At 33.3% G+C, this 13494-nt stretch carries 10 protein-coding genes; all 10 read left to right on the top strand.

Annotated elements, in window-relative coordinates; all coding sequences use genetic code 11:
- Positions 1-174 precede the first annotated feature (174 nt).
- The 10 genes from ATE84_RS21235 (at position 175) to ATE84_RS21280 (ending at position 12914) form a co-directional block, all read left to right on the top strand.
- Entirely contained in the window at positions 175-2661 is a 2487-nt protein-coding gene (locus ATE84_RS21235) for a M14 family metallopeptidase (RefSeq protein WP_101449873.1), read from the top strand.
- 11 nt (positions 2662-2672) lie between these two features.
- Entirely contained in the window at positions 2673-4847 is a 2175-nt protein-coding gene (locus ATE84_RS21240; protein ID WP_101449874.1) for a M3 family metallopeptidase, read from the top strand.
- Between the two features lie 142 nt (positions 4848-4989).
- A complete protein-coding gene (locus ATE84_RS21245) occupies positions 4990-5796 on the top strand; it encodes a hypothetical protein (RefSeq protein ID WP_101449875.1) in 807 nt (268 codons plus the stop codon).
- A 19-nt stretch (positions 5797-5815) separates the two neighbouring features.
- Entirely contained in the window at positions 5816-6133 is a 318-nt protein-coding gene (locus ATE84_RS21250) for a hypothetical protein (protein WP_101449876.1), read from the top strand.
- A gap of 17 nt (positions 6134-6150) precedes the next feature.
- On the top strand, positions 6151-6861 hold the full coding sequence (locus tag ATE84_RS21255; RefSeq protein ID WP_101449877.1) for a hypothetical protein: 711 nt from the start codon (positions 6151-6153) through the stop codon (positions 6859-6861).
- A gap of 53 nt (positions 6862-6914) precedes the next feature.
- Positions 6915-7391: a hypothetical protein gene (locus ATE84_RS21260; protein WP_101449878.1), complete on the top strand. Its 477-nt coding sequence runs from the start codon at positions 6915-6917 to the stop codon at positions 7389-7391.
- 6 nt (positions 7392-7397) lie between these two features.
- Positions 7398-8132 carry a hypothetical protein gene (locus tag ATE84_RS21265; RefSeq protein WP_101449879.1) on the top strand — a complete coding sequence of 245 codons (735 nt, stop codon included), beginning with the start codon at positions 7398-7400 and terminating at the stop codon, positions 8130-8132.
- A gap of 50 nt (positions 8133-8182) precedes the next feature.
- Positions 8183-11050 (top strand): pitrilysin family protein, encoded by a 2868-nt coding sequence (locus ATE84_RS21270; protein WP_101449880.1) that lies wholly within the window; start codon positions 8183-8185, stop codon positions 11048-11050.
- Between the two features lie 352 nt (positions 11051-11402).
- The gene (locus ATE84_RS21275; RefSeq protein ID WP_101451157.1) at positions 11403-12182 is read left to right on the top strand and encodes a hypothetical protein; all 780 of its coding nucleotides are present in this window, start codon (positions 11403-11405) and stop codon (positions 12180-12182) included.
- An 18-nt stretch (positions 12183-12200) separates the two neighbouring features.
- Entirely contained in the window at positions 12201-12914 is a 714-nt protein-coding gene (locus ATE84_RS21280) for a pirin family protein (RefSeq protein WP_101449881.1), read from the top strand.
- The last annotated feature ends 580 nt before the right edge of the window (positions 12915-13494 follow it).

Consider the following 13494-nt stretch of genomic DNA (forward strand, 5'->3'; position numbering starts at 1 on the left):
CTCATCTGTTTTTTTATATTTTTTTTAATAGTTTGAAAGAATTCATCTATAAGTCTTTATATAAATATTAAAATTTATCAATATTCTCTATTTCAAATCCTAAATTTTAGTTAATACCAATTAAATCCTAAATTTAACTCGGTATTTTACCCTTTTAAAAGAATTCACCAATCAATGAAAAAACTAATCATCACACTCTTTGTCGTAACTGTAACGACATGCTTAACCTATTCTCAAAACAAATTACAATCTCCTGCCGAATTTCTGGGTTATGAAATAGGTAATCAATTTACACGTCATGCCGATGTCGTAAATTATTTTAATCATGTTGCTGGTCATTCTAATATGGTAAGCTACCATACTTATGGAAAAACAAATGAACGCAGACCGTTGACTTACGCTATTGTTTCTTCCGAAGAAAATCTAAATAACATAGAAAACATAAGATTAAACAATTTAAAAAATATTGGTATTGCAGAAGGCACTGCTAATCCAGAAGTTGCAATTGTTTGGTTAAGTTATAATGTACATGGTAATGAGGCTTCTGGTACAGAAGCTGCTATGCAAACTATTTATGAGTTAATTACTAAGAAAACTGCATGGTTAAAAAATACTGTGGTTATTATAGATCCTTGTATCAACCCTGACGGTCGTGATCGATATGTAAATTGGTATAACCAAACAAAAGCTACACCTTATAATACAAATCAAACTGCAACAGAACATAATGAACCCTGGCCTGGCGGAAGACCAAATCATTATTTATTTGACCTTAACCGTGATTGGGCATGGGCAACCCAAGTAGAATCAAGACAACGTATCAAAGCATACAACACATGGATGCCACATATTCATGTGGATTTTCATGAACAAGGTATCAATGAACCTTACTATTTTGCACCTGCTGCAGAACCCTTTCATGAGATTATTACGCCATGGCAAAGAGATTTCCAAACTCAAATAGGTAAAAACCATGCTCGATATTTTGATGCAGAAGGGTGGTTATTCTTTACCAGGGAACGTTTTGATCTATTATATCCTAGCTATGGAGATACCTACCCTACTTTTATGGGAGCAATCGGAATGACCTATGAGCAAGCGGGACATGGACGTGCCGGTTTAGGTATCCAAACCGACGAAGGATATGTATTAACTTTAAAAGATCGTGCGTTACACCACACCACAACAGGGTTATCAACAGTTGAAATCTCATCTAATCAAGCTGCAAAACTAAATACTGAGTTTAAAAAATTCTTTAATACCTCTGGACTTAAATATAAAAGCTATGTACTAAATGGAGAAGCCGATAAGATCGATGCATTAGTCAAATTGCTAGAAACTCATGATATCAGATATGGGTTTACCAATACTGCAAAAATTTCAGGATTCAATTTTAAAGAAAATAAACAAGGGAGTATTAATGCCAACGGGGCACTCGTGGTAAGTACAAATCAGCCAAAAGGTAAAATGGTAAAAGTACTTTTTGAACCAAACGCCAAACTTAGTGATCCTCTTACCTATGATATTACTGCTTGGAGTGTACCTCATGCATATGGTTTAGATGCCATTGCTTCTACCTCTCTAATACCTGCCAATGGAAATAAAAAACCTAATACAATAAACAATACAGGTAATCCATCTGGACCAGGGTATATTGCAAAGTGGAATAGTATGGATGATGCTGCTTTTATGGCAGACTTATTACGACATAATATTAGAGTACGTTTTAGTGAAAAAGATTTTAGTAACGGTACAGAGAATTTCAAAAAAGGAAGTCTTATCATCACCAAAAGTGATAATCGTAAAACCACGAATTATGACAAAACGGTTATCAATATTGCCAATGCTCATCACAGAAAACTATATACTGCTCCTACAAGTTTCTCTAGTAAAGGGGTAGATTTTGGTTCTCCAGATGTAAAACTCATCAACAACCAACGCATTGCAGTATTAAAAGGTCGATACACCTCTTCTTTAAGTTATGGAGAGATTTGGTATTTCTTCGAACAACAACTTAAATTCCCTATTACCTCAATTGATACAGATTATTTTAAGAATATCGACCTTACTAAATATGATGTATTAATTATGCCAAATGGGTATTACAACGGCTATCTGGATAAAGGAGCTTTAGACAAATTAAAAACATGGGTTAGCAGCGGTGGTAAAGTAATTGCAATAGGTAATGCAGTGAATACTTTTGCAGGTAAAAAAGGATTTGATCTTAAAAAAAATAAAAGTGATGAGAAAGAAAAGGATTCTATTGGTAATCTTACACCATATGATCAACGCGAACGAAAAAGTGTAAAAGATTTCATTACAGGAAGTATTTTTAAAACTAAAGTAGATTCATCACATCCAATGGCGTTTGGATATGATGACACCTATTTCAGTTTAAAATTAGGAAACAGTTCTTATAAATTCCTTCAAAACGGATATAACATTGCTTATATAGAACAACCACAAAATGTGTCTGGATTTGCAGGTGCAGATGCCTTAAATAATTTAAATAATTCATTGGTGTTTGGTGAATCAAGAATGGGTAACGGAAGCTTTATTTATATGGTAGATAATCCTTTATTCAGGTCTTTTTGGGAGAACGGAAAACTCTTTTTTGTCAATGCTATCTTTTTTGCGAATAATAATAAATTCAGAATTTAAATTATATAATTATGATTAACTCACAACTCTTTACAACGTTTAAGACCGTAGCTTTATCAGCTATTGTGCTCTTAGCCAGCTGTAATCAAAAGAAAGAAACTGTGGAAAAAACAACAGAATCCGATTCTAAAGAGATAGCAAATGTCTTACTAGAAGAATGGACTGGTCCATATGAGGGTACACCAGCGTTCAATAAAATGACTGTAGCGGATATTAAACCAGCTTTAGAAAAAGGAATGGCGCTCAAGCTTAAAGAAATTGATGAAATAGCTAATAACTCTGAATCTCCTACTTTTGAAAACACTATTGTCGCAATGGAAAGAGCTGGAGCAGAACTCAATAGAGTTTTTACCTACTACGGTATCCTAAGAAGTAATATGTCTTCACCAGAATTTAGGGATGTCCAAAAAGAAATGGCTCCTAAATTATCAGATTTTAGGTCAAAAATATCACAAAACGAAAAGTTATTTAAGCGTATCAAAACTGTCTATGATAATGCTCAAAAAACACCTTTAGAAGAAGACCAACAACGTGTAGTGCAACTTACCTACGAGTCTTTCGCTATGAATGGCGCAGAGCTAGATGAAGAAAAAAAGAAACGTTATGCAGCGATCAACAAAGAATTATCAGAACTATACACCAACTTTTCTAATAATATTTTAGAAGATGAAGAAGGGTATGTTACCTATATTACCAAAGATCAATTAAGTGGTTTATCAGACCCCTTGATCAAAGCATATGCAAAAGCTGCAACAGATAGAGATCAGGATGGTAAATACGCAGTAACCAATACAAGGTCTTCTATGGATCCTTTCCTTACCTATTCTGATGAGCGTTCTATACGTGAAAAAGTATGGAGAAACTACTATTCTAGAGGAGATAATGGCGATGCTAAGGATAACAATGAAAATATCGCCAAAATCCTGAAGTTAAGAAAAGAACGTGTTGGTCTATTAGGACATGATAATTATGCAGACTGGAGGCTACAAAATCGTATGGCTAAGAATCCTGACAATGCTATGAAACTTATGAATGCTGTTTGGCCAGCTGCTATAGCTAGAGTAAAAGAAGAGGTATCCGATATGCAAACCGTAGCAGATGCAAACGGAGATAAGATTACGGTAGAGCCTTGGGATTATCGCTACTATGCAGAAAAAGTAAGAAAAAAGAAATACGATCTGGATTCTGATGAAGTAAAACAATACTTACAATTAGATAAATTAAGAGAAGCTATGTTCTTTGTAGCAGGAGAATTATTTAATTTTAAATTCACTCCTATTGAAGAAGGTAAAGTTCCTGTTTTTCATGAAGATGTTAAAGTATGGGAAGTAACTGATAAAACTTCTGGAGAGCATATTGGCTTATGGTACCTTGATCCATTTGCCAGACCTGGTAAGCGATCTGGAGCATGGGCAAACACCTATAGAAGCCACACCACTTTTGATGGTAAAAAGAATGTATTAGCTTCTAATAACTCTAATTTTGTAAAACCAGCTCCGGGAGAAGCTGTTTTGGTATCTTGGGATGATGCTACAACTTTTTTCCATGAATTTGGTCATGCTTTACATTTCTTTGCTTCCGAAGTAAGGTACCCAACTCTTAATGGTGGGGTACGTGATTACACAGAGTTTCAATCTCAATTATTAGAACGTTGGTTATCTACCGATAAAGTGATTGATAACTATCTAGTACATTACAAGACTGGAGCACCTATCCCAAAAACACTGGTTGACAAAATTAAAAAAGCTGCTACCTTTAATCAAGGGTTTGCTACAACAGAATACCTGGCCTCTGCCCTAATGGATATGAAATTTCATTTAGCAGATCCAACCAATATTGATGTGGATAAATTTGAAAAGGAAACGCTTACAGAATTACATATGCCAAAAGAGCTAGTGATGCGTCATCGAACACCACATTTTGGGCATGTATTTTCTGGAGAAGGATATGCTACCGCATATTATGGATATATGTGGGCAGATGTACTTACCGCTGATGCAGCAGAAGCGTTTGCTGAAGCTCCAGGAGGGTTTTATGATAAAAAAGTTGCTGCTAAACTGGTAAAATACCTTTTTGCACCACGCAACGCTATGGATCCGGCAGAAGCGTATCGTAAATTTAGAGGACGTGATGCTAAGATCGAAGCCTTAATGAAAGACAGAGGATTCCCGGTTCCTAAATCTTAATCGAAAATAACATGTAGTTAAAATACACATATGCCATTATAATCGATGGTATATGTGTATTTTTATATAAGAGTTGTTCTACAAAACCATACAAGATATAGAATAAATGTAGTTTGGATAAAAGAATAAATAAGAAGTTTTTATGAAATACATATATAGATCAGTAACTGTACTTTGTGTTCTTGTACTTTTTTTTAGTGGAAAAAAATATCAAAAAAAATCTTCTATGGATATAGCCAGAGGACTTAAGTCTGCCATTGTCGAGTATACCAATTTAGAGCAAAAGCTTATCATAAAAGTTGCTAAAAAACTAGAAAATAATGGATTTCCGGTTGATGATTTAACAAGGGTTCATCTCAAAAAACGAATTCTTAACGATAAAGATTATTATGCTGAGAATGAAATTACATTTTTTGTGAACCCAGCAGTTTATAAAGAAGGTGAATTTAATTGGGGAATAGAAACAATCACCATAGATTGGGAAGACACTTCTGTCATGAGAACACCAGATGGAGGTATTGAATTTATGGTAGGTAATAAAACAAAACCTGAAGACCTCGTTATGAATCTTTACGGGATGAACGATTCTTATTCATACCATCCTCTTTTGAAAGATCATGATAATATTACAAAAGAGATAAATAACACCCTACTGATCAATGATTTAGAAGAAATTAAGTATTTCACTTCTCAAGGGATAACAGGATTAATTAGAAATTACCTAATTGTATTAGCGGCATATAATGAAAACGAAAATCTATATGAAATGGTAATAAAAAGGATAGATCGTGACCTCGTTGATACCAAATATTTTAATAAACTCTTTAAACAATACCGTTTAAAAATAGATACAAACACATCTAGAATAGAAGTATTAAATAGTTTTGATCCAACTTTTTTTCCTTCTCCTGCTGCAAATCCAGTACCACCAGTTAAAAATAAATTTTAAAGAGGATAATGGAGGTATTTTGATCGATAACCCAGGAATGCGAGAAGTTGGAATTGCTGACACAGCAAGTGGGTTAGAAATTACATTCGAAACCATTATTAAATATGCTGAAAATTGTAAATTTAAAGATTGCGCTCATGGGCATGAGAAAGGTTGTGCTATACTGGAAGCTGTTAAAAATGGAGAAATTGATAAAGACTCATATTCCAATTTTAGAAAAATGGAAAAAGAAAAAATGCATTTTGAGTCAGATGCCAAAGAGAGAAAAAAGAAAGATAAAGACTTAGGGAAAATGATTAGAAATGTTCAAAAACAGAGAAGAAATGATGAATATTAATAAAATATAATCAATAAATGAATAACAGTATAAATCTGGAACCAGAAAAAATTATTAAAACCATCGATCTACTCGAAAAACGAGTTTCAGATCGATTTCCTGATTCGGGACTCAGAAAGGTTTGCTTTCAATTCTTGCATACTGCTCAAAAAAGCAAACAAAATATTGATTGGATCTCCTCTCCAAATATTTTACTTCGTGTATTTTCTCATATGATCATACTAATTGGTTTAGGAGGGTTGATCTATAGTATCACTTATATTGATTTACAAATTGAAAATACTACTCTTGCTAATGTCGTTACCATTTCTGAAGCGATTTTTAATGATATTATACTACTAGGTGCTGCAATTTTTTTTCTTGTTTCACTAGAATCCAGGCTAAAAATGAAACGGGCTCTGAAATCTCTTAATGAACTCAGAGTAATTGCTCATGTTATTGATATGCATCAATTAACAAAAGATCCAAATGTCACAGATATACCAGAATCTGCTACAGAAAATTCTCCCAAACGAACCTTTACTAATTTTCAACTTCAACGATATCTTGACTATTGCTCTGAAGCCACAGCATTAGTTAGTAAAGTAGCAGCCCTATATTCTCAAAGTCTACCTGACGAAAAAGTAGTAAGAGCCGTAAATGAAATCGAAATATTAACTACAGGGTTAAGTAGGAAAATATGGCAAAAACTCATCATATTAAACGAACTAAAAACCAATAAACAATAATTAGTTGACACAAAAAGCATCCTAAAACCTCGTCAAGTAATAAAAATAAAAACATGAATCAAGATACTATAATCAAACAAATAACAACAGATCTTCTAGAAAGCTTTACCTTCTTTGCAGATTCTAATTATACCGGTTATGACCCTTTACATCCGGTTTCTAAGATTGTATTTGCTGCACAGGGAGAGATCACTACGCCTCCTGATTTAGGTTTTATGGGGTATGGAGGTGGATCAGAAGGAGAGGCCTTTAGTGATTGCGGGGTATTAGATCTAGAAGCTTTTTTTCCGTTAAATGAAGAAGGAGAATACTACCGTGAAGATGATGACGAGTATAAAGAAAAATGTTTTCATAATACTTGCCAGGCAGTTTTACAGGCACTTACTGCTATTGCCAAAAGTGACGAATTTCAAAAAATACCTAAAGAAGGTCCCGTGGTATTTGTTTTAAACCTTATCGATCAATTTAGTAACGTATTATGTAGAATTCATCCTGATGGAGAGGTTGAATTACCGCCAAAAAAGGAGTAGCATACAATGAAAAAAATCAAATTTCTAATCATAATGATTATACTCTTCTCTTGCAATAGTGAAAAAAAGCAAGTTCTTGAAAAAAAAGATGCTAAAGAAGAGCGTCCTATAAAAAACAAATCATCTCTGAATACAAATGAAGAGGAAAGTATAAAAGGCTTTACAAATTTTATTGCTAACGGTTTTGAAATTGCTGTAGTTCAAAATAAGAAAAAGATAGTATTTGGAGATTTAAATCAGGATGGTTTTCAGGATTTTGTGGCTATACTAGTAAGTTCGAATACCAATATAGATGACGATGATCCTGAAGAGGTTAGAATTGCTATATATGAAGGATCAGAAGATGATAGATATATACAAAAAGCTCTAAGCGGAAACTTAACTTCTGCATCTATTTATAATGAAAACCCAACACTTAAAATAACATCCACGATACTAAGTGTTAGTCATCAATCTATGCGACACGATTACGAAGTAAAATTTAGATTCGAAAAAAAACACAATGACTATATGCTTATTGGCTCAGAGTATAACAACTATGGAAACGCTGTACATGATGGAGCTGGAAACACCAGTATTAATTTTTTAACAAAAACAAAAATCAAGAAAATATCAAAATACGATCATGAAAAAGAAAAATTAATAGAACTGAAACCTGTGGTAACAAAAATCGAAGAAGATCTAGTATCAATTACTCAAATTAACGACCTCAACATATATAAAATTATAGGAAGTGAATAAAAGTTAATACCACATATAAAAATCTCATACTCATCAATACTTTATCAATCATGAAAACAATTAAATTTTTAGTATTCATTCTAGTCATATCAGGAACCTTGTTTTCCTGTAAAAAGAATACGGCAACAGAAGAATCATCTCAAGAAATCGTTGAGAATAAGGAGTTCAAAGTCGATTTCGAGAAATTTACACTCGATAATGGGTTACAGGTAATATTCCATATCGATCGATCAGATCCTGTTGTTGCCGTTGCTTTAACAGCACACGTAGGTTCTGCACGTGAGAAAGAAGGAAGAACAGGTTTTGCTCACCTATTCGAACATTTACTCTTTCTTGAATCCGAGAATCTAGGAAAAGGCGGGTTAGATAAAATGAGTGCTCGTATTGGTGGATCCGGAGCAAATGGTTCTACAAGTCAGGATCGCACAAATTATTATCAAACCGTCCCCAAAGATGCACTTGAGAAAATGATCTGGGCCGAAGCCGATAAATTAGGTTTTTTCATCAATACCGTTACTGATCCTGTTTTAGCCAAAGAAAAGCAAGTGGTCAAAAATGAAAAGCGCCAGAGTATAGATAATCGTCCTTACGGGCATGTTAATTATGTAATCGATAAAAACATGTATCCTGCAGATCATCCATATAGCTGGCAAGTAATTGGATCATTAGAAGATTTACAAAATGCTACCTTACAAGATGTAAAAGACTTTTACAATCATTGGTATGTTCCTAATAACGTTACACTTACGATAGCAGGAGATTTTAATCCGGATCAAGCCAAAACATGGGTGCATAAATATTTTGATGAAATTAAACGTGGAGAAGATATTCCTGCATTAGAAAAACGTCCAGTGGTTTTGACCGAGACCAAAAAATTATACTATGAAGATAATTTTGCACGTCTTCCACAATTAACGATGACCTGGCCAACTGTACCAGTATATCATTCCGATTCATATGCTTTAGAAGTGCTTTCTACATATTTATCTGAAGGAAAAAAAGCTCCTTTCAATAAAGTATTGGTAGAAGACAAACAACTTACTCCTGAAATTACCATGTATAATTATGGATCAGAATTGACAGGTCAATACCATTTGACCATTCGTGGATTTGAAAAAACAAATCTAAGCACTATCGAAAGCGCTGTTTCTGAAGCTTTTACAAAATTTGAGACCGAAGGTATCTCACAACAAGACCTTGATCGCATTAAAGCAAGTCAGGAAACCGCATTTTACAATGGTTTATCTAGTGTATTGGGTAAAGGCTTTCAACTAGCACAATATGAAATTTTTGCAGGAGATCCCGGTTTTATTAACCAGGATGTAAAAAATATCCTTGCAGTAACTATTGATGATGTAAATAGAGTATATAATCAATATATCAAAGGGAAACATTATGTTGCTACAAGCTTTGTTCCTATTGGGCAGGCTGATTTGGCTTTAAAAGATTCTAAACTTGCAGAAGTAGCCGAGGAAAAAATTGTAGCAGGAGCAGAAGAAAATTTTGATGCCAGTATAGTGGCAGATTATGAGAAAACCCCATCTAGTTTTGATCGATCTACAGAACCACCATATGGAGATACTCCTGAAGTTACAGTACCACAGGTATGGCAAGATCAGTTTTCGTCAGGGATCGAAGTATACGGAATACAAAATGATGAAGTTCCTCTGGTACAATTTAGAATAAACATAAGAGGAGGTTTATTATTAGAAAAGCCTGATAAAGTAGGTGTATCAAACTTATTGGCACAAATCATGACCAAAGGTACCCAAAACAAGACTACAGAAGAATTAGAAAATGCCATAGAAAGTCTGGGAGCGTTTATTAATATTAGGGCAAGAGACGAAAGTATCATTATAAGCGGAAGCACCTTATCTAGAAACTATACTAAAATTATGGCTTTAGTAGAAGAAATGATTCTTCAGCCTAGATGGGATCTTAAAGAGTTTGAGTTAATAAAACAAAGTGTTATTAGCCAGGTTCAACAAGAAAAAGCAAGCCCTAGAAGCATTGCCAACAATGAATATGCTAAACTAAGTTATGGAAAAGATCATATTCTTTCTCATAACAATTTGGGTACAGAAACATCTGTATCTTCTATTACAATAGAAGACCTTAAGCAATATTATAGCACTAATATAGCTCCCAATGTTACCAAAATGCATGTGGTTGGTGACATCACAAAAGCTATGACAAAGACATCTCTAGCAGGCCTAAATACCAAATGGCAGCACAAAGAGGTTAAATTTCCTGCTTTAAATGCACCTAAAGCTCCACAGCAATCCAAAGTATACTTTTATGATGTACCCGATGCTAAACAATCTCAATTGCGATTTGGATATCCTGCATTGGCAGCAACAGATCCTGATTATTATCCAGTACAGATTATGAATTATCGCCTGGGTGGTGGTGGTTTTGCATCACAACTCACACAACAATTACGAGAAGGTAAAGGATACACCTATGGTATATACTCTGGATTTTCTGGAAGTACTATCCCAGGAATGTTTACGATATCTAGTGGTGTAAGGTCTAATGTAACCTATGAATCGGCTGATTTGGTTAAAGAAATCCTGAATAATTACGGAAAAAATTATACTCAAGATGATTTAGATATCACAAAAAGTTCTTTAATAAAAAGTAATGCAAGAGCTTTTGAAACCTTTAATTCTAAATTGAATATGCTAACTAATATGAGTACGTTTCAATATCCAAAAGATTATGTTACACAACGAGAGGCAATTGTAAATAATATGACCATAGATGAGATTAAAAAACTAACAGGTACTTATCTTGACCCTAACAAAATGATTTATCTCGTAGTAGGTGATGCTAAAACACAACTTAAAAAACTAGAACAGTTAGGTTTTGGTACTCCTGTTTTGTTGAATGAAGAAAATACAGTAGTTAAAGATTAAAGGTTCTGATTTATTTCTTAAAATAACAACACAGACCTATTCTAAAAATAAGTTCAAAATAGGCCTGTGTTGTTATTGATATGAATAGTGAGAATCTATATTTACCAGCTACAATGCAATCCATAGCACTTTATCATAGAACAGCTAAGAAGGCATTGTTGGTAAAACAATTTTTTAATATAGATCCAAAAACCTTAGAAATATAATTAACTAAACTTTATCAGTACCCATCAGAGAAATGCCTCTAATTAACTAAATGATTTTGTACTTTTAATTTAAGAAAATAGAAGTTTCTAAAAAGACTTTAGCTCGAACGCTATTGCAGCATTATTTCTATAATTTTTATACCGAAATGAAACGAATACACGCATTTGAATTTGAGGATTTACATTGGTTTCCTAAGAACTTACGAAACTATATGACTGATTTTTTACAATTTGGATCAAATACATTTGATATCTATAAAAGTGTTATTCCTATTCTTGATAAAGGGGTCAAAAGCACAGGAAATAACAAAATAATTGATATTGCTTCTGGCGGTGGTGGTGGTTTAATTAAACTTGCAGAACACCTAAAAAAGAATAATCCAACGTTAAAAATCACTCTTTCTGACTATTACCCCAATATAGATGCCTTTAAGAGAACAAAATCAAAGATGCCGGATATGTTTGATTTTATTGACTATCCAGTGGATGCTATGAATGTTCCTTCAGAATTAAAAGGGTTTAGGACTCAATTTATATCTCTACATCATTTTAAGCCAGAAAATGCAAAAGCCATTTTTCAAAATGCTATAGATACCAATCAGCCCATTGGAGTTTTTGAACCGCAACAAAGAAATATCAAAAGCATGATTCCTATGCTCCTATCCCCTATTACGGTTATATTAATGACTCCTTTTATAAGACCTTTTAAGCTAGGTAGGATATTATTTACCTATCTCATTCCGATATTACCACTGTTCATACTTTGGGACGGAGTGGTTTCTGTATTGAGAACATACACGGTTCCCGAGTTGAAAGAAATGATTTCTGAGTTAAACAACAGTAATAATTTTGATTGGGAAATTGAAGTAAAAAAAGGAAAGCCCAGTGAAATTTTATATGTATTAGGTCTTCCAAAAGAAAATTAACTATTCATATCAATGACTATGAAAACAATTGTACATAAATCAAATACCAGAGGAAAAGCAGAACACGGATGGTTAAATTCTCATCACTCTTTTAGTTTTGCAAATTATTACGATCCAAAGAGAATGAATTTTGGCGCATTACGTGTACTTAATGATGATATAGTGGCACCAGGTATGGGTTTTGGAAAACATCCACATGATAATATGGAAATTATATCTATTCCTTTAGAAGGTGATCTGGAGCATAAAGACAGTATGGGGAACACTGCAGTTATAAAGCAAGGTGACATACAAGTGATGAGTGCAGGTACAGGAATATTTCATAGTGAGTATAATAAAAATACTGATCAAGAAGTAAAATTTCTACAGATTTGGGTTATTCCTAATAAACGAGATGTTGAACCCAGGTATGATCAAATTACATTGCACACCAAAAACTTAAAAAATCAATTATATCAGATTCTCTCTCCCAACACAGATGATTCGGGAGTATGGATACATCAAAAAGCCTGGTTTTATATGGGTGAATTAGAAAAAGGAAACACCCAGAATTATATGCTAAAAGATCCGAAAAATGGAGTGTATGCATTTATACTAGATGGTGATGTTACTGTAGAGGGCCAAAATCTAAATAAAAGAGATGGGGTTGGTTTATGGGAAACAGATCGTATTAAAATTAAGGCCGATAATGATTCAAAAATATTACTGATGGAAGTGCCAATGACTAGCTAATTTGGATCATAATGCGTGTATAAAAGCTTCATTTTTAAACAAAAAGACATTATAATCAACAAAAACTGATTATTGATGATTTTTCAATAACAAACACCTTTAAAAACCCAGTTAACATTATCAAATTGTTAATTATTAATCTTATTAGAACAGCTTCAGAGTTAGCAAATTTTCAATAAAATAGTCTAAAAACTGATAAAATCATTCTTGTTTTAATAAGGTAGTGGTAATTAAGAATTCTCCCTGCATTTTGATTGAAAAGTTCATAATCTATTCTTTTCAAAACTTCTGATTATCAAACAATTCGTTAGTGAAATTTTAATATTTCCTACCATTTTTTTAGATACATTTGCCGGCGATTCAAATACCCAAAATAAAATTTATAGAGTTAGCCAAAAAACAACAAATTTTGTTTTTAAAAAGAAGCCCAAATGGGCTTTTTTTTATTAGATAAATCAAAATAGTATCCCAAAAACACATTGAAATGAATCATCTAAACAGAATATTTTTCATTTTTTATAGGTCTTGTATCCGTCAATAAGGTATTTACAAGAAAAACCTGATCATAAATACGAAGAAT

Source organism: Aquimarina sp. MAR_2010_214 (genome assembly GCF_002846555.1).
In the GTDB taxonomy this organism is placed as follows: domain Bacteria; phylum Bacteroidota; class Bacteroidia; order Flavobacteriales; family Flavobacteriaceae; genus Aquimarina.